The following is a 21,083-nucleotide window of genomic DNA, read 5'->3' on the forward strand; positions in this document are numbered from 1 at the left end:
CCAGGTGGTCGCAACCGAACCCCAGCACGACTAGTGTTCAGTCAATTCTGAATTTGTAGGTTGGGTGGCGCGCCAGCAGAACCCAACAGCAACAAGCCTTTCAGAAGGCTACTATCGTATCCTTATACGTTGAGACCTCAGACAAGGGGCGGTACAGCCTGAAACTTATAATCCCGATCGCTGGGCGTATTCTGCCTGCTGCTGAATCAGCTTCGCCACCAGCCCCGTCCAACCAGTTTGGTGACTGGCCCCCAGCCCGGCGCCGTTGTCGCCGTGAAAATATTCATAGAACAACACATAGTCGCGCCAGTGAGGATCGGTTTGAAACACCTCGGTGCCGCCGTAGACGGGGCGGTGGTCAGTGCCATCGCGCTCAAAAATGGCCATGAGCCGTCGCGATAGCTCGCTGGCTACCTGCCACAGCGTGAGCCACTGCCCCGATCCGGTGGGGCACTCCACCCGATAGCTGTCGCCCAAATAGTGGTGAAACTTTTGTAGGGATTCGATCAGCAGATAGTTCACCGGAAACCAGATGGGCCCACGCCAGTTAGAGTTACCGCCAAATAGACCGCTGCTAGATTCGGCGGGTTCATAGTCCACCCGGTATTCCTGGCCGTCGACAGTAAAGGTATAGGGCTGCTGGGCATGGTACTTGGACAGGGCACGAATGCCATAAGGGCTGAGAAATTCCGTCTCGTCCAGTAGTTTCTCTAGAATCCGGCAGAGCTTATCCTGGGGTTTGGCGTGGTCCACAGTGGCGTAGCAGAGGGCCAACAGTCGCCGGGCTCCCACCCCTTCGGTTTCCATGCAAGCCACATTGCGCTTCAGGTTGGGCCGATGTTGAATAAACCACTTCAGACGCTCCGCAAAGTTGGGCAGCCGCGCCAGCAAGTCGGGCTCAATGGTCATCGCCGCAAACAGGGGAATCAGCCCCACCATGGAGCGAATTTTCATCCGCACCGGTTCGCCATGGGGCAAGTGCAACACATCGTAGAAAAAGCCGTCGTCGCCGTCCCACAGTCCGGTATCACCGTCGCCAATGTGGTTCATGGCATCGGCAATGTAGATAAAGTGCTCAAAAAACTTGGTGGCCATGTCTTCGTAGACCGGGTTTTCACGGGCTAGCTCCAGGGCCATCTGCAGCATGTTCAGGCAATACATGGCCATCCAGCTGGTGCTGTCGGACTGGTCTAAGTGCCCACCTGTGGGTAGCTGGGCGCTGCGGTCAAACACGCCAATGTTGTCGAGGCCCAAAAAGCCTCCTTCAAAAATGTTTTTGCCGTCCACATCTTTGCGGTTCACCCACCAGGTAAAGTTAAGCAGCAGCTTTTGAAACACCCGCTCTAGAAAGGTTCTGTCACCCTTTCCCGTCTGTTTTTGCTCGATTTTGTAGACCCGCCAGGTAGCCCAGGCATGTACCGGCGGATTGACATCGCCAAAAGCCCATTCATAGGCGGGGATTTGCCCGTTGGGGTGCATGTACCACTCCCGAGTCATGATATCGAGTTGGTGCTTGGCAAACGCTGGGTCTACCATCGCCAGGGGAATGCAGTGAAAGGCCAGATCCCAGGCGGCAAACCAGGGGTATTCCCAGGTGTCGGGCATGGAGATGATTTCGGCGGCATCGAGGTGGTGCCACTGAGCATTACGGCCCCGCTGGCGGACGGGCGGTGGTGGCAGGTTCGGGTCGCCCCGCAGCCAGTCCTGTACGGGGTAGCGGTAGACCTGCTTGCTCCAGAGCATGCCCGCCAGGGCCTGGCGCTGAATCGCCCGCTGATCAGGGGTGAGATCAAAGGGAGTGAGGGCGGCGTAGAAGTCGTCGGCTTCCTGCTGCCGGGCTTGTAGGTGGGCATCAAAGTCAGGGCCAAAGGGCTGCTCCAGCGGGTCAGCATAGGTCAGCCGCAACCTTAGGGTCTGGCGTTCCCCCGGCCCCAGCACCAGCGAGTAGTGGGGCGAGGCTTTGGTGCCAATGCCCTCACCGTTGACGGCCTCGGTCTGCCCATGGATCACCCGGTTGTGAATGCCGTCTTTGACGTAGGGCGAGGGGTTGTTGGCCCCAAACAGCGCCCTGGCGTTGGTGTCGTTATCAGTGAAATAGAGGGGCAGCGGTCCCCCCGCCATGGCGCTGCCCTCGGCGTAAAACCAGTAGTGGCCCAGCTCGGGGTGGATGGCTTCCACCACCGCCCCACCCCAGACGCCATCGACTGTGCCCTGGCGTAGCTTGGGCTTTTCGCCGCCATCGCCCCAGGCCCAGGTGTTGCGAAACCAGAGGGTGGGCAGCAGGTGTAGGGGGGCAGGTTCTGGCCCTCGGTTGATCACCTCAATCTGAATCAGAATATCTTCGGGGGCGGCTTTGGCGTACTCCACGAACACATCAAAGTAGCGATTGTCGGCAAACACGCCGGTATCAAGCAGTTCATACTCCAAATCGCGGCGTCCCCGCCGTTGGTTTTCCCTCACCAGCTCAGCGTAGGGGTACTCGGCCTGGGGATATTTGTAGAGAAACTTGAGGTAGCTGTGGGTGGGGGTGCTATCCAGGTAAAAGTAGTATTCCTTCACGTCTTCGCCGTGGTTGCCCTGGTTGCCCGTCAGGCCAAACAGCCGCTCTTTCAGCACCGGATCGTTGCCGTTCCACAGGGCCAGGGCGAAGCACAGTAATTGCTGGTGATCGCAGATGCCGCCCAGGCCGTCTTCGCCCCAGCGGTAGGCACGACTATGGGATTGCTGGTGGGAGAAATAATCCCAGGCTTCCCCCGTGGCGCTATAGTCTTCGCGCACGGTGCCCCACTGGCGATCGCTGAGGTATGGCCCCCACTTTTGCCAGGGGGTATCGGGGTTTTGGGCCGCTTGCAGGCGCTGGTGTTCTGGGGTCATAGGGTCAGCTCGTGAAATACGTCCACACATCAATAATGTCAAAGGCTAACGATACCGTTGTTAACCCAGACCAGAGGATCAGATAGCCCTGAAATAGACCGCTGGCGTTGGGAATGGCCAGCAACACAACGATCAGCAGGGGCACCCAGAGGCTGTGGCCTAAGCCTAAGATTTTGGTAAATCCAAATTGGGCATAGAGGGCCATCATCCCCAGGGCAGAGATTATAAAGATGGCCAAAATAGCCTTAGCTACTGGTTCAACCCAAAAAGTGACACTGACCAGGTTGACCACCATCAAGGTGCTTACCCAAATCGGTATCCAGCGGGGTTGTTGAAACAAGTCTGCGAAAAAATCAAGGGGATTTTTCATGGTGCATATTGGTTTAAATGTCGTGCTCTCCTTCCAATCTGAAATCGGGGGCTGAGGTCGAGGCTGGGGTATTACCAAAGGACAGCCCTTCACTGGAGTAGCTGGTGCCAAAGTTTCCAGCCAATTTGACCACCTGGTGCAGAGCAGAACGCAAATCATTCTCCTGGAGTGAAGGAGGAATTAGGCCCCAGCAATAGCCCTACAGTACCCGCAGCGAGCAGACAATAAGTTGGTTTCATGGCTAAGTTGGCTCAGCAGACATCAGCCCTGGCGCGCACCTCTGGGGGCATGGGTCTCTGGGACCTAATGGCAACCTTAATCCCCTTGCCTGAGAGCAGCCTGAAGCAGACATAAGAAAACAGGCGAAGCCCAGTGATGTTGATGTGAACGTGGCGATGGAGCGATCGCTGACCTATGTGTTGGCCAGCCCTGAGTTTGAAGCCAATGTTGAAGCTAATACGGAGAGGGTGGGATTCGAACCCACGGTGCCTTTCGGCACACCCGATTTCAAGTCGGGCGCATTCGACCACTCTGCCACCTCTCCAAGGTGTGCAATAGTTGCCCTTCTGTTATATCACCCATCCCCAGCGGTTACCTAGTAATCTGTGGCATCCGTTAGCCAGCCATTCCTGAGACCTGAGACCTGAAACCTGAGACCTAAAACCTGACACCCTCAGCAACAGTAGCCCCGTTCCTACCAGGCCGCACTACTCATCTGTCGCCTTCGTCGGCAGCGATCGCCTTCACCGGGCATCTGGCCAGATACAAGGGGTTACCCAGGGACAACTTGCCAGGGTGTGCCAGACAATTCACAGGCACAAAGGGGTCTACTACATCTCCCCACCCCAGGCACAATACTTCACAATCATTACAGATGCTTTGCGTCAGGAGCCACAGCACTGTCGATTTGCCAGTCTACAGGTGTTCAAGAGTCAATGAAGTGTCGGCGTTCCCTTGGAAGTTATGAGTCAATCCATGTTTTCCACCTGGGCAATTTCTTTGGGGGCTGCAGAGTCCCCGGTTAGCCCCGATCAGCTCAGCAATACCGAACTAGTCGCTCTATGTCAGCAGCGCTTGCGGCCAGAGCGAGCCATGTTTGCGGAATTATTGCGCCGTTACCAAAGCCATGTAGACAAGTTGCTGTACCACCTCGCCCCTGACTGGCCAGACCGGGCTGATTTAGCCCAAGAAGTGTGGATTCGGGTATACCGCAACATGCGCCGTTTGAACGATCCGGCCAAATTCAAGGGCTGGTTGGGGCGCATTACCACCAACCTGTTTTACGACGAGCTGCGGCGACGGAAGCGGAACCGGGCACCGTTGTCCTTGGATGCGCCGCTTAACCTTGAAGATGGCTCCATTGACTGGGATGTACCGGCCCCGGATCCTGGCCCTGTGGATGCGATGATGACCCAGGAATTTTACGATCATCTGCGCCAGGCGATCGCGGATTTACCCGACGTCTTTCGCACCACCATAGTTTTGCGAGAGATTCAAGGGCTGTCCTATGAAGAAATTGCTGACATTACCGGCGTTTCGTTGGGCACTGTTAAGTCCCGAATCGCTAGGGCCAGACAGCGCTTACAGAGCGACTTACAACCCTATCTAGGGGGGTGAGGACCAAGGAACCAACTAGGCTAGGGCGACGATGCCAGCCTTAAAGTCAGGTGAATCATCCAAGGTAGGTATTACCGATTTTGGAGATTGGGTTTATGATCAGGAGCGACAGTAGAATTACTGGGGTTCTTTCCGGCTGCGATCGCTTGGGTTAACTCAAAAAATCGGGCTTTAGAGAACCTAATCACCTATTTCGTCGTCTTTGTCCTCTAGGTTGCTTATTTAGGTGTTGTTGTCGGTATGTCTACCTCTCCTTACACGCCTAGCTCGATTCATCACCGCTCCAGTGGGGGTGCTGTTCAAGCTTCCGAGTTCGCTGCTATCCCTACCAGCTGTTACCAAGAATTCGATGCTATGAAGCGCGATCGCTTTGAGTTACTCAGTGCCTACCTAGATGGGGAGGTGACCCCAGACGAGCGTCAACTGGTCTTAGGTTGGCTGCGGGATGATCCTGACGTGCGGTGCCTATATAACCGCCTCATCACCCTGCGGCAGGGGTTGCGGGACGATGCTCAGATTGACAACTGCGATGTGGATGTCACCCTGTCAGGGGTGTTTCGCAGTTTGAACCACCGCTTCCAGCTGATTAGTATGGCCAGCGTCGGAGTGGTGGTGATTGGGGCTTTGAATCTGCTGTCGGGTAGCTTCAGCTCCTCAGGGCTTGGCTCTAGCAACCTCCTGTGGCGCTGGGTTCTGGCACCAGAATCCGAATCCCTCAGTATTGCCATAGACCAACCGGCATTCCCCATCCCTGATGCCTCAGCGGCCATTCCCGCCGATGGAATTTCCATCCAGGACAAGGGCGGCTTGCCCGTGGACTCTGACCTGTAGGTTAGTGTTCAGTTCCCACGGAGGGGTGCCCGCAGGGCGGGGTAGTCTCCTCCTCCTGGGAGGGGTGCCCGTTCGCGTTCGCGAAGCGTTCCGAGGAAAACCGTTCCGCAGGAAAGAGCGGGGTGGTCCCCTCCTGGGAGGGGTGCCCGGAGGGCGGGGTGGGTTCTTCGGGCTTGCTTGACCCACCCTTACCCCTCCAAAGGAGGGGATTTCGGACTTTGATGCCACCAAATCTCTACATCTGCCCACCCTAAATTCAAGACTTGACGCTGCACTGGCCTTGGCAGATCAAAACTTTTCCAGCTGATCCAGCCTCAGCCAGATGTTTGGTGTGGGCACCACACCAAACTTCACCAAGGCATAGTCTTCGTTCGTCTCCACAATTTCCCCCTGGGTTTCAAATAAATAGGGGGGAAATCGAGTATCACTGGCTTTGGCTTCTAGGCTATTTTCCAGCTTTTCCTTCACTGCCCGGACTAGGTCACCACGCTTAAGAGTATCTGCCATAAACCTTTTTACGTTGAATGCAGTACAACAACACGAAAGACAGTCACGGAGCTGTCCCACGGCCTACTAAATTGTACGGCCTATTGACCTGATCTAGGGCGGGGACAGCAGTTATCGCTGGCAATGGGGACAGTAGTGGGCTGATCGACCGGCCAGCTTCAGCCGCTGAATCGGCTGCCCACAGATCCGACAGGGCTGGCCTTTGCGATCGTACACCCAGGCGACACCGCCGTAGTTGCCGTTGACCCCATAGACATCACGGTAGTCGCTAAAGGTAGTGCCCCCGGACTCGATGCTGGTGGTTAGTACCTTCAGAATGGCACTGTGCAGGTGCTGGAGTCGTGGCAGACTGATTTTGCTGCATAGGGTGGTTGGGCGTAGACCACTCAGGAAGAGGGCTTCGTCGGCATAGATGTTGCCAAGGCCTGCCACCAGAGCCTGATCTAACAGAGCATTTTTGATCGGGCGCTGCCGCCCCCGCAACCGCTGCCGTAGGTACGCGGCTGAAAAGGTTGCATCAAAGGGCTCTGGCCCCAGCCGCTGTAGCCCCGTGATGATGATGTCGGGGGCTGTGCCTGGGGGCACCCACCACAGACGACCAAAGGTGCGTTGATCAACAAAGCGCAGCTCGTGGCGATCCTGAAACCAAAGCCGCACCCGGCAGTGGCTTTCTACAGGGCGATCGGGAGTCACCCACAGGAGTTGTCCGGTCATGCGCAAGTGGACCCCCAGGTATCCCCCCGGTTGTCCCTTGGAATCGCGCAGCTCGCCCAACAAATACTTACCTCGACGCCGCCAGGTTCCCAGGGTAAGACCTGTAAGACCAGCCAAAAAAGCCTGATCAGATTCGGGATAGGCCACCGATCGCGCTAGTTGGACAGATCCCCCTGTAATCGGGCGATCGAGACTAACTCGATTGAGGCCCCGCCGAACGGTTTCAACTTCCGGTAGCTCTGGCACTGGTTTGCTCGCTGGTTCTTGCCGATAGTTCCCTTACTATAGGTGGTTTATCGGTAGCACAGCCCACTGTTATTGGCCAAAGACCCCTTCCGTTAGGTCACTTTGACAGGGATGGCCAAAAACCCCTACCTCTACCCTTCATCAGCCGCTCTCCCGAGCGGTCTACTTGATACACATAAGTTGCTCTAGACTCCATTCCCTCGCTTCGGCCCCCTTTTCTGGTATGCCCGTAGGGCTATAATCCCCCAATTCTGGGGGACTTTGAGTTTCGGTCCCCCCGAAATCGGGGGGCTAGGGGGGCCAAAGTTGGTAATTCGGAGCTGTTCACACGATATGTGTACTTAGTAGCCCGAGCGAGAGGATGGCCAAATTAGGGGAAAAGCTAGGGGTGGTGTGATAGTTAACCCGCTTGACAATGCCTTAGGGCACTACTTTTTTCCTTTAGGGGCCGCAACCTCTTCGAGCTCGGCCAGGGCAAAGTTGTTGGTGTTAATGCCAGAGTAGTTAACTTTTTCAAAGCGAACCACCGCTGGGTACTTGATACCACTCTGGTCGATGGTGGCGACAGTGCCCACATCCCGATACCAGTAGGACTCTTTGCGGAGAATCCGAACTTTAGAACCACGTTGAACCATGAATAATGCCCTCTTGAAAATTATTTTATTGATGGCAGTAGACCAAGCATTAACCTAAAGCCCTGCCACCGGCAGAAACCTTGGCTGTAAGCCTGGTTCAGGTTGACTTCCATGATGTACAGATTACTACGACTCCTTCAGTCTCATGGCCTTGACGGTTTTAAGTTTTGTTGCAAAAAGGGGGCTCCATAAGGCTTACAGCCGCTGGGCTGGTCGCCATGACTTCATATAAGTTTTGTATCAAAGGCGATCGCCTCAGAGCTGTTGCCATAGCCCAAAACCCCGGCTAGAAAGGGCTTTGGACTATGGTCGCCGCCTCATTTGGGACGAATCAGCGGGACAACGTGGTTAATCTTGGCCACCCTTGGGCACATTACAGCTAACAGTGAAAACAGTCTTTCAGAGCTGGTCAGCCCATGGTCACAACCACAGACATTGCCCACCAAGGGCATCTGAAGTTTCCTAAAAAGCACAATCACTATGCCCTCAAGGATTTCTTTCAGTTCAATACCGAGTTCGGTACCATCACCGACTGGAATGATACCCGTAACGTGTTGACCAGCGAGGACTTTATCATTGGGTTGCTGGAAGGATTGCAGGAAGAGGTGGGCGATGCCTCAGCCGCCATCATGTACACGGTGGGGTTGGAATGGGGCAAGTTTGACTCCCTGCTGTTTGAAACCTGGTTTGAGCGGGAATTTTCCATGAGCCCCCGCCGAGCAAATTTAATGTTTCTGCTAGAAACCTGGTGGTGGCCCTATATTTCCCAAGGCTGGGGCCGCTGGGAAGTGGATATGAGCGATCGCAAGCAGGGATTTATGTTTATCAACCTGTTTGACTCGGCAGTGGCCCGTACCCTGGGGGATGTGGGCAAGCCAGTGTGCCATCTTTACGCTGGCCTATTTGCTGGATTTTTTACCGAGATGGTGCGCAAGCAGCTGAGCTGCATTGAAATTCAGTGTTATTCCATGGGGGAAACCTACTGCAAATTCCTGCTGGGGGGTCGAGAGCGAATTGATGCCGCAGCATTTTGGATGAATGAAGGGGCTAATGCCCGGGATATCGAGAAGCGCCTACGAGCTGGGGAGGGTGCCGCATGACCTCTGTCACCATCAACGCTTTCAATCATGGCTCTGGCCCTGGCATTAGGCCCACGGCGCAGCCACTCTGGCTGCGGGAGACTGTCCAAACCTTTTTTGCCGGGGTGGCCTGGTCGGGGGCGGCCAGTCCATCTCATCGGCCAAGGACGACAGACCAAACTTCGTCAGAGGCAACCCTGGCCATGACGGTGGACGCTTTCTTTGGGACGGTTCCGTGGGATGGCCAGCCGGAAATTGGGGTGCCGATTGCGCCATTAGCCGCACCCTCCGCCCAGGCCATCCCCGCCCCAGAAGAGGACGATTTAACCCTAGATGGATTTTCGGATCTGTTTGGCTAGTCCCCTCTGGTCATAATCGCCCCTAATGGTCAGAGCCCACCCAATCACAGACTATTCGCTGGACACGCTGAGATTGATATTGAGGATGTCACCATGACCTTGAAGCTAGACGCTCTATTTGATGCCCCTGGTAAGCCCTATTTGGATACTGATGATTTAAGTATCCTAAGCCAGTACATCAGCTCTATTCCCGACCGCACTGCGGTGTATCGCATCTTGCGGGATCAGGAAGTGGCGATTATGCAGCCCATTGCTGACGCCCTACAGCAGGTGTCTAGCCAGCCGGAAAGGGTGGTGGAACGGAGTGTGCGCAATGGGCTGATGGTGCTGCGGTATGTGGCCATGGGCATGCTGCTCGATGACCCCACCTATCTGGCCAGTCGGCTACAGGGCTGGATGGCTGAAATCGCCCAAGCCTATGACACCCAAAGCTTGGACCAGCAGCTATTTCAACTGCTCCAGCAACAGTTGGCCAAAGTGTTGACTCCAGCCCAGTGCCGCTTGCTGCAGCCAGGGCTCGAGGCCGCCCAGGCGCTGATGCAGGCAGATCAGACAGTGGCGCCCTCCCGTTAGGGGTCGCTGCCCGCTTTGACTCAATCTTTTGGGGCGTTGCCCCCTGTGCCTTCCCCTTGTCCATCCCCCCTATAGAAGGGAGCTCGATTATGGTATCTGTTGCAGATCTGCTGATTGATGGCCGGTTGCCCGGTAATTACTTTGCCCACGACCTGTATGTGCGTGGGTCGACGGAACTGGGACTGCTGGAAAATCGCCGGGGCGATCGCCTGCTGGCAATTCCTGACCCCCTGTTGCAAGCGATTTATAGTGGCCTAGAGAAAGAAACTGGCCAAGCCTCTAAGCTAGTGCTGTATAACTGTGGCCGCTGGTGGGGCAAAAACTTTTATGCTCGCTTTTGCGAAGAGCTGGCTGACTATTACAATCAGCCCTTGGCGAGTTTAGCCATGGTGGAGTTTTTACAGTCTTTGCAGCAGTGTTGGAAAACCCATGGCTGGGGCCAGATTACCCTGGATGTCACCTACCGTGACCATGGCTTTATTGGGGTGGCCATCTGGCACTCGCCGTTTACTGGGGTGGCCCCCAGCAGTCAAACCCCCTCTGGGGACCTAGAGCGGGGCATTCTAGAGATTTTCTTTAGCCAACTCACAGGTCGTGAGTTGCACTGCGTTCAAACTAGCTGTACGACCACAGGGGATGACTGTAATCGGTTTATTTTGGGTTTGAAGCCACGTTTGCAGACGGTGGATAGCCTGGTGGCTGATGGCCAATCTCACCAGAGCATCATGCAAGCCCTGACCCAACAGGGATGAGGATGTGGCCTCCTTAACTCGGCAGATTAGGCGTTCTCACTACCGGTTACTGGGGTTGGTGGGGCATGGGCAGTTTGGCCGGGTCTATTGCGCCGCCCATCGCACCACCGGGGAACTGGTGGCGATTAAAGATCTGCATAAAGACCGGTTCCCCACCCACAAGTTTCTGCGAGAACTGCGGTTTTTGCTCAGTCTAGAGCACCCGAATATTGTCACCTGCCATGCCCTAGAGCATTCTGATAATGGTCGGCAATTGGTCTTGGACTATTGCGAAGGGGGTACCCTGCGATCGCTGATGGAAAGCGATACCCCCTTATCTTTAGCGGAAATTATCGGGTTTGTGGCGGATATTCTAGGGGCTTTAGATCAGGCCCACCACCACGGCATTGTCCACTGCGATATCAAGCCCGAAAATATCCTGCTACAGCTGACCCCTGGCGGGTGGGTGACTCGCATCTCTGATTTTGGTATCGCCCGCCTAAGCCAAGAGGCCAAAGCAGCAGACATCGGCCAGACAGGGTCCCCCGCCTATATGGCCCCAGAGCGGTTTTATAATCAGCACCCTGCCGCTTCAGACCTCTACGCTGTGGGAGTGATTCTGTATGAGTTGCTGGTGGGTCACCGCCCGTTTTCAGGTACCCCCATGGAGCTGATGGTGGCCCACCTGAATCAACGCCCCGCCCTGCCTAGCAGCGTGCCGGAACCCATGCAGCGGATTGTTCTCAAAGCGCTGCAAAAACTATTGCCCAAACGATTCAAGACAGCCCGAGAGATGCAGCGTGAGCTGTGGCAGGTCAGTCAGCAATTGCGCCAGGGGACCTTAGAAAACACCCCCTTCCCGCCGCGATCGCTACCGCCGACGGTGATGGCTCCCCCCATGCCCCCTGTGGCCATGCCCCATCCGGTCACCGTGATGGGGATGGTGGCGCTAGATCAGCACACCCAGCTGTTAATCGCCTGTGATCAACATCATGTTTGGTTTTACCACTGGCCCCAGGGGGAAACCCATGTGCCAGGCCCCACCCAGGGATTTACCCTGCCCCATCCGATACGTCGGTTTATACCGCTGCCCCAGGGGGGCATGCTGGTCACCGACAGTTCTTTGCATCTACTGTCGATGGCCCATGGTCTTGGTCGGGTCACCGAAAGCCCAGATACGACTGTAGCGGCAGCGGTGGCCCCCAGTGGTCGGTGGTTTGCCACTTACCCAAGCCAGTCTGGGGATGAGCCTGGGACTTTGCTGATCCACCGATTAACCATGGCCATGGGGCAGCCGGTTACGGTTGGAGCTCCCCGTTCAGTGACCTTACCAGGGCAAGTCGGTATCTTTGTGGACCTGCTGGCATTAGACGATCGCCATGGCATGGTAGTGATGCGCCAAGGGCGGAGCACCCAGATCCATATCATCAGCCGTCGAGGCACCTATTTGGGGTCCGAAGGGGTGCAGGTGCCCTGCGATCGACTGATTGCCACGGCCCGCCCCTACCGCTACCTAGCCCTTGAGGTTGATCAACCCCAGTCGGTGTTGGTGCTGGATGTCAAGCCCTTTAGAATGGTTCGTTACCGGGTGCCCATTCAGCCCCAGTGGGTGTTTGAAACGGCGGTGGGCTATGGTCTGCTGAGTTCAGAGGGGGAATTTTGCCTGCTCAATGACGAGGGGCAGATCCTCAATCGTCTGAGTGGACTGCCTTGCCCTACGGCCATGGTGCCGATGTCACCGACCCAGTATTTATGGAGCCTCTCCACCGATCAGGGGAGTCAGTTATGTACCTTTGATTTGGCCAAGATGGACTTGGACTTGCTGTTTTGATTCAGACGTCTACCAACCGCCCCTAGACCCCACCAGGGAGGCCAAGGCTTTTGGGTGGCATCGTTTATGATGAAAGCTGACAATCCTTAGAATCAATGCAAACGTCTATGGCCAAGCCGAAGCACACCCAAGCACATCTGTCCCGCACTGTACCCAAAGACGAATCAGAATTTTTCAAAAAACGTGAACGGGACTCCATGGAATACTACATGGGGGCCAAGCTGCTAGAGGTGGGGGTTAACCCCAAGAACACCATCTACCGCTGGACGTCAGAGATTAAAGGCACCAAAGAAGTGATTACCGTCAGCGCCTATTGGGGCGAGTCGCGGCAAAAAATTGAGGCGGAAGAGTCATAGTCAGACGTTGAAGGCGTCTCCCTCCTTACCGCCGTGCTAACTTGGCAATGAAAAAGCCATCTTGATGATGCCGGTGGGGCCAAAGCTGGAGTCCCTGCTCAGTCATAGAGGCCAACCCAAACGGCAGTTCTAGGGCCAGGGGCTGTATAGCCCAGTCGGAGTGATGCTCAAGGAAGTGCTGAATCACCCCTGCATTTTCATCGGGATGCAGGGTACAGGTGGCATAGACCAGATGGCCGTCTGGTTTTGTGCAGCGGGCTCCCTCTGTGAGTAAAGCTAGCTGTAGGGTAACCAAAGAGGCGATCGCCGCTGGGTGCTGCCGCCAACGGGCATCGGCGTGGCGATGTAGGGTCCCTAGCCCAGAACAGGGGGCATCCACCAGTACCCGGTCCGCTTGGTGATGGAATTGGGGAAGTTCAGTGCTGTCTCCCAAATGGGTGTGCAGCGTGGTCAACCCTAACCGCTGGCTATTAAGGGTCACTTTGCGCAGGCGAGAGGCGGTGCGATCGCAGGCCCACACCAGCCCCGTCTCCCCCATCAGTTCCGCTAGATGGGTGGCTTTACCCCCAGGGGCCGCACACATATCCAGCACCCGGTGTCCGGGTTCGGGGTCCACCACATGCCCCACCAGTTGGGCACTGGCATCCTGTACCGTCCACCACCCTTGGTGGTACCCCGGCAAGCTGGTCAAGGCCCCTGGAGGTTGGCTTAGCCGCAGTCCCCAAGGCAGCCCCCGCAGACGTTGGGCCGGGATACCCGCCGCCGCCAATGCCCCGAGCACGGTGTCTACGGTGGTGCGGCTTGGGTTGACGCGCAAGTCGATGGCAGGCACCTGGTTAAACCATTCACAGAGCTGCTCAGCTTCGTCTAAACCCAATTGATCGACCCACAGGGCGACTAACCAGTCGGGGTAGCTGTGGCGTACCCCCAGGGCAGTGATAGCATGATTGGGCAGCACCAGGGGATCAGCTCCGGCGGCGGTGGCTCGATCGTACTGACGCAGGAGACCGTTAACCACCCCTGATAACTTACCCAGACCGTTGGCTTTAGCTAAATCAACGCTAGTGTTGACCGCTGCCGCCGGGGGCACCGCCTGCAAGTACCGCAGTTGGTATAGGCCAAGGTGCAACACCAACCGCAGTACCGGCGGCTGTTTCTCTGCGGGTTTGGTACCCAGTTGAGTGATCAGCCCATCTAGGGTGCGCTGCCGTCGTACGCTACCGTACACCAACGCTGTGACAAAGGCCCGATCTTGAGCCGATAACTCTGGTTGCTTTCCCAAGGCCCGATGGAGAGCGACATCGGTATAGGCCCCTGCTTGCACCTGTAGTAGGGCATTGAGCGCCACCTGGCGGGCCTGGGTTGGCGGTGAGTCGATCAGATCAGGCATGGGGGTAGATAGCAGTGGAACAGAGGCGATAGGACTAGTACTTGACCAAGTTGATTTTGATCGCCTTTAACGGTTCAGGGCTCGGGGTAAACGGTTGAAGGCAGACCGTATACCTCACAGCTTTTACCTTGCACCGTGTACCTTACACCGTGTAACTACCAAGCCACTCTCAACCATAATCAACGTCTAGCGCTTACCCCCCGATTTGGCCTTAGCCGCTTTAGTGGCGTCTTGGTCACGCTTGCGGCGGCGACGATCGCGCCAGTCAGCCGCCGTAAGATAAATCACGCCACCGGTAACCACCACCATTAGCACTAGGGCCAACGTGGCAAGAATGCTAAATGCCTGGGATTGCATTGTGGCTTCCATAACAGAACCAAAAACCAAACGTTTCTAAAACCCGTTACGGCCCCAAACCACCATCGATAACGAAAAGGTGAACACCACCAGTAGTGAAACCCAGCCCAGCGTCAAGATATCCATAAGTCCAGTTCAGTAAACGTACGACAACACAGCTATTTTTATCATACGGTAAAGGCTACCGTTCAACCCCTGTTAACCATCACCGTCACCGACATCATGCAAAACTGGTATTTCCCTGGGGATCCCGATCGGGTGGAATCGCTCAAAGCCGCTAGTTTAACTGGCGCGATCGCTGGTCTGGTGGGGGCGGTGATACTGCTGGCCCATCGAGGTGTCTCCCTCGGTTGGGTGGCCGCTTTGGGTTCAGTGACTGGCGGCTTCAGTGGCGGCACCTTTTGGGTCAGTGTGGCTATTGCCACTGTCTCGGGTAGTTTGTTTGGGGTCACCTATCGCTACGCCGTCCGCCAAGACCATAATCTGCAAATTCAAGCGGGGGTGATCTTGGCCTTTAGTGTGGTGCGTGGTCTGGCCTTGGTAAATGTGGCGGCCGCCCTGGAGTTGTCTGGCTGGCCGTTTCTGGCGGCTGGGTTAGAAAGTCTGCTGCTGTTCGCCCTGTCCGGGGGTGCTTTGGAGTGGGCGATGGGGCGGAAATGGGTTGGTCGGGTCAAGGGGGGACGGAGTTTTGAATGTTGAATGTTGAATGTTGAATTCGTAGCGTGGGTTTGGCGGGTAGGGGTGACGGGGTGGGGTGAATTCGGGTATCCACCCTCCCCATAGTGCCCCTAGGCCACACAACTAGCTACAATCAGATATACAGCAGTGAAAAAAGTAGCTTTCCCCCATGATCCCAACCGTTATTGAACAATCCGGCCGTGGTGAGCGCGCATTTGATATTTATTCTCGCCTGTTGCGGGAGCGGATTATTTTTCTGGGTCAGGAAGTGACCTCCGATTCCGCTAACCTGATTGTGGCCCAGATGCTGTTTCTAGAAGCTGAGGATCCTGAAAAAGATATTTACCTGTACATCAACTCCCCTGGGGGGTCGGTGACGGCAGGTCTCGGCATTTACGACACCATGAATCACATTCGGCCCCAGGTGTGCACCATTTGTGTAGGGTTGGCGGCAAGCATGGGAGCGTTCCTGCTGGCGGCAGGCGAACAGGGTAAGCGGATGAGCCTGCCCAATTCCCGCATCATGATTCACCAACCCCTGGGAGGGGCTCAAGGGCAAGCGACAGATATTGAAATTCAAGCCAAGGAAATCCTGTATTTAAAGCAGCGGCTGAACGAAGCTCTGGCTAAAAATACTGGTAAATCCCTGGACAAGATTGCCGAAGATACTGAGCGAGACTTCTTTATGAGTCCTCAAGAGGCAGTGGATTACGGATTGATTGATCAGGTGATTGATCGGACCTCAGTGGGCAGCCGCCCCATGGCCGTAATGTAAGTCCAGTTTGGCGGGGCCAGGGAGTCGATGGGCCTGGTCTGGCCCGAAACAGGTTACAGGCGAATAGGCGAAACGATCTAGCGATGACTTGTTAGGCCACCCCTAAGGATGACTTGGGGATGGCTGTGCTTCTAGGTAAAGCAAAAACTCAAGCAGTTCTTCGTCAGTAAGGTCATGGCGCGATCGCTTACCGTAGGTTTTTTCCAAAAATTCGCGGCCTTGGTTAACGTCCCAGCCTAACCGCTGCAGTTCTACATCGGTCTGGGCAATAATATCGGAGAGATCCACGGGCGCAGCGGCCTCGATCGGCAAGCTCGGTATTGGCGGCGGGGTCTGGTCTGTCGCAGGCTGCTCTGGGGGGGCTAGGTCTGGGGCTGGTAAAGGACTGATTTGGGCCGCAGGGGGCGTTGCCAGGGTCAGTGGGGTTGGCGATCGCGGCGACTCCTCTAGAGCAGAGACAGCTGCATTGGGTATAGCGGTGACGGATGGTGTCACTGGGGAGGCAGTTGTGGTTGGAGGGGGTGTTTGTTCATGGCCTAGGGGCGTTTCTGTGTGCAGCGAGGAATGGTGGGACTGGGGCTCTAGGACAGATGGCACCGAGTCTGAAGCCAGAGGTTCAGCCCCATCTTGGACAGACAGACCCGAGCGCTCTAAGGCTCGGATACAGGCTTGGTCTTCTGCGGTTTCTACCGTTTTATGGGCCGCGAGTCCAGTACCCAGGGTGTGGCCATCAATCATAACGACTACCCGGACCAGGTACTGCTCATGGTGGATGGTCAATAGCTCCGAGACTAGGCTACCCGTTGGGTGTTGCTGCCTAAATGCGGTCAAAAGTGAGCTCAGCACGCTGGACAAGACTCCGCCTAGGGAAAGTATTTTGATCTATTCTTCCGATCTATTCTAAAGAAGCAGGGCACGTTAGACTGAAGCCTACCCTAGGAAAACTTACCTGCCCCTGTTTCCGAGCTCAATAGCCTAGAGCGGGATACTTTTTTGATGGAATACGCTAAAGCTGAACCGAATGCTAGATCGACTGCTTGATATCTCGACTAACTTTGGGGTTGACACCCTGCTGCTGTTGCCAGTGCTGATTATCCTGGAGGCAGTTTTGTCGGCTGACAATGCCATTGCCCTAGCCGCCATTGCCCAAGGGCTAGAGGACGAGAAAATTCAGCGGCGAGCATTGAATTTCGGCTTGATGCTGGCCTTTGGGTTACGGGTAGGATTGATTTTAACTGCAGGCTGGGTGCTACGGTTTTGGCAGTTTGAGGTGATGGGGGCAGCTTACTTGCTGTGGTTGGTGTTTAAGCACTTTACATCGGAAACAGACGATGAGTCTCACCACCATGGCCCCCGGTTTAATACCATCCTGCAGGCCATCCCCGTAATTGCATTTACAGATCTAGCCTTTTCGTTGGACAGCGTCACCACGGCGTTGGCCCTGTCTAAGGATGTGGTCGTCATTTTGATGGGGGGGACAATTGGCATTATTACCCTGCGGTTTATGGCCGGGTTATTTATTCGTTGGCTAGATGAATTTGAGCACTTAGAGGATGCTGGTTTTATCACCGTCGCTTTTGTGGGCATTCGTCTACTGGTGCGCGTGATTGATCCGAGTTTGGTACCGCCGGAATGGGTGATGGTGGCGATGGTGGCGGTCGTGTTTGCCTGGGGGTTTTCTAAGCGCACCGAAGCGGATGATGAGGCTCTAGAGGAAAAGAATCAATCCTCCGGTCATCGGTTGAACGGAAATGGCAAAGCGCCCATTTTGGCGGATGACGTGGCCTACACAGAGGACACTACCCTGGCCGGAGATGACACAGAAGTGAATGTGGCTGAACCCTCTTAGCGCGTTCTCAAGCTTCAACAGTGACACTACGTCACCGAGGCTCGTACTCGGGAGATGTGCACCAATCGCTCCAGCCACCGACATAAAGTTGGCCCATGGGCTTACCGGCCAGAGTCTGAGCCAGCAGGTTGACGCAGGCGGTAACCCCTGAACCACAGTAGACCATGACCGATTGGGCGGCGTCTAACCCAGCCCAATGCTGAGCCAAGTCGGTTGGGGACCGCATCCACCCGCCAGGGCTTGACACATCTTGCCAAAAGTAATTAGTGGCCCCAGGGATATGACCTGCCACTGGATCAATTGGCTCCACGTCACCCCGGTAGCGTTCTGGCGATCGCGAATCGATCAGTAAGATCCCTGGGCTGTCTTTTCTATGGCTGACACCATGGCGATCGACCACCATCGCTGGCTTGGGACAAGGTACGAATTGTCCTGTCTTTGGCCGAGGTCCGTCCTGACTGACCGGGTATCCGGCCTGTACCCAGCCCTGCCAGCCGCCGTCCAGTACTGCAACTCGATCGTGACCAAGGTACTTCAGCAACCACCAGAGGCGAGCCGCAAAGGCAAAGCGTGAGTCGTCATAGGCCACTACCCAGGTGGGGGCGACATCGGCATCGCCCTGGGCGGCAGACGTCACCCCCATGGCGGTTAGCCGCTGGCTGAAACGCTGGATATCGGGTAGGGGATGACGCCCCCCGTGGGGTTGGGCTGGATTGGAGAGGTCTTGGTTCAGGTCTAAGTAGTAGGCTCCAGGAATATGGGCCGTTTGATAGTGTTGACGCCCCTGGCTGGGGTTTGCCAGGGCAAAGCGACAGTCGGCTACGACCACCCGTTTGTCGTCCAGATGGGCCGCCAGCCAGGCGGGAGATACCAGGTTCATGGGATAGGTCATAGGCTATGCTGCAGAAAAGCGACAGTGCTAACTTTAGAACGCCGACATACAAAAGGTGTGCGGTGCATGGCTTACGATAAACGGTACACGGCTTGCCTTAAACCGCTTACCATGAACCGTGAACCCTAAGCCACATCTCCCGTCATTATTTCTTTGACTGAGCACTAGTGCCCAGCCAAAAAAAGGCGGATGGTACTAACCATCCGCCTTTCTATCTTGCTAGCCGGAGCAAGGTCGAGGGCTAAGCTCTAAAACTACTTGGACTCAGGTTCAGAGAACTCAGCATCAATCACATCGTCCTCACCACCAGTGCTACCACTGTCGGCGGCAGCGTCAGGACCTGGGGCTTCAGCCCCCTCGCCACCGGCTTGCTGGTACAGGTTAGTGCTGATACTGTACAGGGTTTGCTGGAGTTCGCTAGTGAGTGACTTGATGGTGTCAAAGTCTTCTGCGGCGATCGCATCTTTCAGCGACTGGATTTGCCCTTCAGCTTTTTCCTTCTCGGCAGCAGGCACTTTATCACCCATGTCAGCCAGCTGTTTTTCCGCCTGGTAGGTGAGCGAGTCCGCCTGGTTCTTCACGTCAATGCGTTCGCGCCGCTCTTTGTCAGCCGCAGAGTTGGCTTCGGCATCCTTAACCATCCGGTCGACTTCAGACTCATCCAGGGTCGAGGCCCCAGAAATGGTAATGGTCTGCTCTTTACCAGTGCCCTTATCTTTAGCGGTGACATTGAGAATGCCGTTGGCATCGATGTCAAAAATCACCTCGATTTGGGGCACACCGCGCGGAGCCGGAGGGATACCAGACAGCTGGAAGGTGCCCAGACTCTTGTTGTCGCTGGCCATTTCCCGCTCACCCTGGAGCACTTTGATCTCCACGTTGGTCTGGCCATCTTGGGCGGTGGAGAAGACCTCAGACTTTTTGGTGGGAATGGTGGTATTCCGGGGAATTAGTTTGGTCATCACCCCGCCCAGGGTTTCCACCCCTAAAGATAGGGGAGTAACATCTAACAGCAGAATGTCTTTGACTTCCCCAGCCAGTACGCCCCCCTGGATAGCGGCACCAATGGCCACCACTTCGTCAGGGTTCACGGTTTCGTTGGGGTCTTTATCCAGGGTACGCTTCACCACATCCTTAATCGCCGGAATCCGGGTGGAACCACCCACCAACACCACCTCGTCGATGGCGCTCTTGGCGACTTTGGCATCCTTCAGGGCCTGCTCCACAGGAATGCGGCAGCGATCGATTAGATCAGCGCACAGTTCCTCAAATTTGGCCCGGGTCAGGGTCATCTCCAGGTGCTTGGGACCATCTTGGGTGGCGGTAATAAAAGGCAGGTTGATTTCTGCTTGGGTGACGCTAGAGAGCTCAATTTTGGCTTTCTCCGCTGCTTCGGTGAGCCGCTGCAGGGCCTGCTTATCCTTCCGCAGGTCAATGCCTTCTAGTTTCTGGAACTCCGCCGCTAGAAAGTCAACGATCTTTTTGTCAAAATCGTCGCCGCCCAGGTGGGTATCCCCAGAGGTGGCCAACACTTCAAACACACCGTCGCCCACTTCCAGGATGGAAACGTCGAAAGTCCCCCCCCCTAGGTCAAATACCAGGATGGTTTCGTTGCTCTTGCGATCGAGGCCATAGGCCAACGAAGCGGCGGTAGGCTCGTTGATGATCCGCAACACTTCTAGACCAGCAATTTTACCGGCGTCCTTGGTGGCTTGCCGCTGGGAGTCGTTGAAGTAGGCGGGTACAGTAATCACCGCCTGGGTGACCTTTTCGCCTAAATATTTACCGGCATCATCGGCTAGCTTACGCAGCACTTGGGCTGAAATTTCCTCTGGGGCGAATTGCTGACCCGCCTGGGGGCAGTCAATTTTGACATTGTTGCCAACGTTAACAACTTTGTAAGCCACCTCTGTCGATTCAGTTTTGACTTCGTCAAAGCGGCGACCAATGAAGCGCTTAACAGAATAAAAGGTGTTATCGGGGTTCATTACCGCCTGGCGCTTGGCAATTTGCCCCACCAGGCGATCGCCATTTTTGGCATAGGCGACAACCGATGGCGTAGTCCGAAAGCCTTCAGCGTTAGCAATAACGGTGGGTTTCCCCCCTTCCATAACGGCGACCACCGAGTTGGTGGTCCCTAGGTCGATTCCTACTACTTTTCCCATACTTTTTTTGCTCCGGCTTGACAGCTATATCTATAGTGCTGGCAAAGCCTGATTCTCTGAAGGGGGGGATACCGAACCGTTCGAGGCGGTGTTTGCGGCGGGATGGGAGGTGGGGGGATGGGGGGATGGGGGGATGGGGGGGTTTTGGATTTTGGATTTTGAATTTTGAATTGAAACCGTAGATACTGTGTTGGCCTTGGGGTGTCAAGGGGTCGCTGCCGCTGATTTAGGTGGCAGCAACTTAGACGGGTCGT

General features: G+C 55.7%; 23 protein-coding genes and 1 tRNA gene. 11 read left to right on the forward strand and 13 right to left on the reverse strand.

Annotated features, from left to right (window positions below; all coding sequences use genetic code 11):
- Positions 1-165: 165 nt before the first annotated feature.
- From E1H13_RS15885 to E1H13_RS15900, 4 genes are all read right to left on the reverse strand, one after another.
- On the reverse strand, positions 166-2,874 hold the full coding sequence (locus tag E1H13_RS15885; RefSeq protein WP_169614429.1) for a glucosidase: 2,709 nt from the start codon (positions 2,872-2,874) through the stop codon (positions 166-168).
- Between the two features lie 4 nt (positions 2,875-2,878).
- Entirely contained in the window at positions 2,879-3,244 is a 366-nt protein-coding gene (locus tag E1H13_RS15890; RefSeq protein ID WP_169614431.1) for a hypothetical protein, read from the reverse strand.
- 13 nt (positions 3,245-3,257) lie between these two features.
- A complete protein-coding gene (locus tag E1H13_RS15895; protein WP_169614433.1) occupies positions 3,258-3,398 on the reverse strand; it encodes a hypothetical protein in 141 nt (46 codons plus the stop codon).
- Positions 3,399-3,703: 305 nt separating this feature from the next.
- Positions 3,704-3,788, reverse strand: a tRNA-Ser gene (locus E1H13_RS15900).
- 419 nt (positions 3,789-4,207) lie between these two features.
- On the opposite strand from E1H13_RS15900, the gene E1H13_RS15905 reads away from it, so the two are divergent.
- Together E1H13_RS15905 and E1H13_RS26930 are read left to right on the forward strand one after the other, a co-directional pair.
- Positions 4,208-4,861 (forward strand): sigma-70 family RNA polymerase sigma factor, encoded by a 654-nt coding sequence (locus E1H13_RS15905; RefSeq protein WP_169614435.1) that lies wholly within the window; start codon positions 4,208-4,210, stop codon positions 4,859-4,861.
- A gap of 240 nt (positions 4,862-5,101) precedes the next feature.
- Positions 5,102-5,692: a hypothetical protein gene (locus E1H13_RS26930; protein WP_206070573.1), complete on the forward strand. Its 591-nt coding sequence runs from the start codon at positions 5,102-5,104 to the stop codon at positions 5,690-5,692.
- Between the two features lie 288 nt (positions 5,693-5,980).
- Here E1H13_RS26930 and E1H13_RS15915 read toward each other — a convergent pair whose 3' ends face one another.
- The 3 genes from E1H13_RS15915 to E1H13_RS15925 all read right to left on the reverse strand — a co-directional run bounded on the left by E1H13_RS15915 (position 5,981) and on the right by E1H13_RS15925 (position 7,794).
- A complete protein-coding gene (locus tag E1H13_RS15915) occupies positions 5,981-6,199 on the reverse strand; it encodes an NAD(P)H-quinone oxidoreductase subunit O (protein WP_169614437.1) in 219 nt (72 codons plus the stop codon).
- A gap of 111 nt (positions 6,200-6,310) precedes the next feature.
- Positions 6,311-7,159 (reverse strand): DNA-formamidopyrimidine glycosylase, encoded by an 849-nt coding sequence (locus E1H13_RS15920; protein WP_169614439.1) that lies wholly within the window; start codon positions 7,157-7,159, stop codon positions 6,311-6,313.
- A 428-nt stretch (positions 7,160-7,587) separates the two neighbouring features.
- Positions 7,588-7,794, reverse strand: a complete 207-nt coding sequence (locus E1H13_RS15925; protein ID WP_169614441.1) for a photosystem I reaction center subunit IV — start codon at positions 7,792-7,794, stop codon at positions 7,588-7,590.
- Positions 7,795-8,210: 416 nt separating this feature from the next.
- Here E1H13_RS15925 and E1H13_RS15930 point away from each other — a divergent pair, with 416 nt between their 5' ends.
- From E1H13_RS15930 to E1H13_RS15955, 6 genes are all read left to right on the forward strand, one after another.
- Positions 8,211-8,894 (forward strand): V4R domain-containing protein, encoded by a 684-nt coding sequence (locus E1H13_RS15930; protein WP_169614443.1) that lies wholly within the window; start codon positions 8,211-8,213, stop codon positions 8,892-8,894.
- Complete coding sequence (locus tag E1H13_RS15935) at positions 8,891-9,232, forward strand: hypothetical protein (RefSeq protein ID WP_169614444.1); 342 nt, start codon at positions 8,891-8,893, stop codon at positions 9,230-9,232. Before E1H13_RS15930 ends, E1H13_RS15935 begins: the two co-directional genes overlap by 4 nt.
- A gap of 93 nt (positions 9,233-9,325) precedes the next feature.
- Positions 9,326-9,805, forward strand: coding sequence for a hypothetical protein (locus tag E1H13_RS15940; protein ID WP_169614446.1), 480 nt, complete (start codon positions 9,326-9,328; stop codon positions 9,803-9,805).
- Positions 9,806-9,894: 89 nt separating this feature from the next.
- The gene (locus E1H13_RS15945) at positions 9,895-10,557 is read left to right on the forward strand and encodes a V4R domain-containing protein (RefSeq protein WP_169614448.1); all 663 of its coding nucleotides are present in this window, start codon (positions 9,895-9,897) and stop codon (positions 10,555-10,557) included.
- A gap of 4 nt (positions 10,558-10,561) precedes the next feature.
- Positions 10,562-12,367: a serine/threonine-protein kinase gene (locus E1H13_RS15950; RefSeq protein WP_169614450.1), complete on the forward strand. Its 1,806-nt coding sequence runs from the start codon at positions 10,562-10,564 to the stop codon at positions 12,365-12,367.
- Between the two features lie 107 nt (positions 12,368-12,474).
- Positions 12,475-12,723: a hypothetical protein gene (locus E1H13_RS15955; RefSeq protein ID WP_169614451.1), complete on the forward strand. Its 249-nt coding sequence runs from the start codon at positions 12,475-12,477 to the stop codon at positions 12,721-12,723.
- 25 nt (positions 12,724-12,748) lie between these two features.
- Here the strand turns inward: E1H13_RS15955 and E1H13_RS15960 are convergent, their stop codons facing one another.
- From E1H13_RS15960 to petN, 3 genes are all read right to left on the reverse strand, one after another.
- Positions 12,749-14,113, reverse strand: a complete 1,365-nt coding sequence (locus E1H13_RS15960) for a 16S rRNA (cytosine(967)-C(5))-methyltransferase (RefSeq protein ID WP_169614453.1) — start codon at positions 14,111-14,113, stop codon at positions 12,749-12,751.
- Between the two features lie 186 nt (positions 14,114-14,299).
- Positions 14,300-14,482, reverse strand: coding sequence for a hypothetical protein (locus E1H13_RS15965; protein ID WP_169614375.1), 183 nt, complete (start codon positions 14,480-14,482; stop codon positions 14,300-14,302).
- 24 nt (positions 14,483-14,506) lie between these two features.
- A complete protein-coding gene (gene petN, locus E1H13_RS15970; RefSeq protein WP_039726352.1) occupies positions 14,507-14,596 on the reverse strand; it encodes a cytochrome b6-f complex subunit PetN in 90 nt (29 codons plus the stop codon).
- A 96-nt stretch (positions 14,597-14,692) separates the two neighbouring features.
- Between petN and E1H13_RS15975 the strand changes: the two genes are divergently transcribed.
- Together E1H13_RS15975 and clpP are read left to right on the forward strand one after the other, a co-directional pair.
- Positions 14,693-15,169: a hypothetical protein gene (locus tag E1H13_RS15975; protein ID WP_169614455.1), complete on the forward strand. Its 477-nt coding sequence runs from the start codon at positions 14,693-14,695 to the stop codon at positions 15,167-15,169.
- A gap of 148 nt (positions 15,170-15,317) precedes the next feature.
- Positions 15,318-15,923, forward strand: coding sequence for an ATP-dependent Clp endopeptidase proteolytic subunit ClpP (gene clpP, locus E1H13_RS15980; protein ID WP_169614457.1), 606 nt, complete (start codon positions 15,318-15,320; stop codon positions 15,921-15,923).
- A gap of 102 nt (positions 15,924-16,025) precedes the next feature.
- Here clpP and E1H13_RS15985 read toward each other — a convergent pair whose 3' ends face one another.
- Positions 16,026-16,769 carry a hypothetical protein gene (locus tag E1H13_RS15985; RefSeq protein WP_347404172.1) on the reverse strand — a complete coding sequence of 248 codons (744 nt, stop codon included), beginning with the start codon at positions 16,767-16,769 and terminating at the stop codon, positions 16,026-16,028.
- A 175-nt stretch (positions 16,770-16,944) separates the two neighbouring features.
- On the opposite strand from E1H13_RS15985, the gene E1H13_RS15990 reads away from it, so the two are divergent.
- Positions 16,945-17,772, forward strand: a complete 828-nt coding sequence (locus E1H13_RS15990; protein WP_169614460.1) for a DUF475 domain-containing protein — start codon at positions 16,945-16,947, stop codon at positions 17,770-17,772.
- Positions 17,773-17,803: 31 nt separating this feature from the next.
- On the opposite strand, the gene E1H13_RS15995 is transcribed toward E1H13_RS15990, so the two are convergent.
- Positions 17,804-18,664, reverse strand: coding sequence for a sulfurtransferase (locus tag E1H13_RS15995; RefSeq protein WP_169614462.1), 861 nt, complete (start codon positions 18,662-18,664; stop codon positions 17,804-17,806).
- Between the two features lie 254 nt (positions 18,665-18,918).
- Positions 18,919-20,829, reverse strand: a complete 1,911-nt coding sequence (gene dnaK, locus E1H13_RS16000; RefSeq protein WP_169614463.1) for a molecular chaperone DnaK — start codon at positions 20,827-20,829, stop codon at positions 18,919-18,921.
- Positions 20,830-21,083 lie beyond the last annotated feature (254 nt).

It is taken from the genome of Nodosilinea sp. P-1105 (assembly GCF_012911975.1).
Taxonomy (GTDB): domain Bacteria; phylum Cyanobacteriota; class Cyanobacteriia; order Phormidesmidales; family Phormidesmidaceae; genus Nodosilinea.

What these genes read in the sequence shown, in the direction of transcription:
- E1H13_RS15885 (WP_169614429.1), bottom strand. Translation starts at nt 2,874, where the DNA reads ATGACCCCAGAACACCAGCGCCTGCAAGCGGCCCAAAACCCCGATACC.
- E1H13_RS15890 (WP_169614431.1), bottom strand. Translation starts at nt 3,244, where the DNA reads ATGAAAAATCCCCTTGATTTTTTCGCAGACTTGTTTCAACAACCCCGC.
- E1H13_RS15905 (WP_169614435.1), top strand. Translation starts at nt 4,208, where the DNA reads ATGAGTCAATCCATGTTTTCCACCTGGGCAATTTCTTTGGGGGCTGCA.
- E1H13_RS26930 (WP_206070573.1), top strand. Translation starts at nt 5,102, where the DNA reads ATGTCTACCTCTCCTTACACGCCTAGCTCGATTCATCACCGCTCCAGT.
- E1H13_RS15915 (WP_169614437.1), bottom strand. Translation starts at nt 6,199, where the DNA reads ATGGCAGATACTCTTAAGCGTGGTGACCTAGTCCGGGCAGTGAAGGAA.
- E1H13_RS15925 (WP_169614441.1), bottom strand. Translation starts at nt 7,794, where the DNA reads ATGGTTCAACGTGGTTCTAAAGTTCGGATTCTCCGCAAAGAGTCCTAC.
- E1H13_RS15930 (WP_169614443.1), top strand. Translation starts at nt 8,211, where the DNA reads ATGGTCACAACCACAGACATTGCCCACCAAGGGCATCTGAAGTTTCCT.
- E1H13_RS15935 (WP_169614444.1), top strand. Translation starts at nt 8,891, where the DNA reads ATGACCTCTGTCACCATCAACGCTTTCAATCATGGCTCTGGCCCTGGC.
- E1H13_RS15940 (WP_169614446.1), top strand. Translation starts at nt 9,326, where the DNA reads ATGACCTTGAAGCTAGACGCTCTATTTGATGCCCCTGGTAAGCCCTAT.
- E1H13_RS15945 (WP_169614448.1), top strand. Translation starts at nt 9,895, where the DNA reads ATGGTATCTGTTGCAGATCTGCTGATTGATGGCCGGTTGCCCGGTAAT.
- E1H13_RS15955 (WP_169614451.1), top strand. Translation starts at nt 12,475, where the DNA reads ATGGCCAAGCCGAAGCACACCCAAGCACATCTGTCCCGCACTGTACCC.
- E1H13_RS15960 (WP_169614453.1), bottom strand. Translation starts at nt 14,113, where the DNA reads ATGCCTGATCTGATCGACTCACCGCCAACCCAGGCCCGCCAGGTGGCG.
- E1H13_RS15965 (WP_169614375.1), bottom strand. Translation starts at nt 14,482, where the DNA reads ATGGAAGCCACAATGCAATCCCAGGCATTTAGCATTCTTGCCACGTTG.
- petN (WP_039726352.1), bottom strand. Translation starts at nt 14,596, where the DNA reads ATGGATATCTTGACGCTGGGCTGGGTTTCACTACTGGTGGTGTTCACC.
- E1H13_RS15975 (WP_169614455.1), top strand. Translation starts at nt 14,693, where the DNA reads ATGCAAAACTGGTATTTCCCTGGGGATCCCGATCGGGTGGAATCGCTC.
- clpP (WP_169614457.1), top strand. Translation starts at nt 15,318, where the DNA reads ATGATCCCAACCGTTATTGAACAATCCGGCCGTGGTGAGCGCGCATTT.
- E1H13_RS15990 (WP_169614460.1), top strand. Translation starts at nt 16,945, where the DNA reads ATGCTAGATCGACTGCTTGATATCTCGACTAACTTTGGGGTTGACACC.
- E1H13_RS15995 (WP_169614462.1), bottom strand. Translation starts at nt 18,664, where the DNA reads ATGACCTATCCCATGAACCTGGTATCTCCCGCCTGGCTGGCGGCCCAT.
- dnaK (WP_169614463.1), bottom strand. Translation starts at nt 20,829, where the DNA reads ATGGGAAAAGTAGTAGGAATCGACCTAGGGACCACCAACTCGGTGGTC.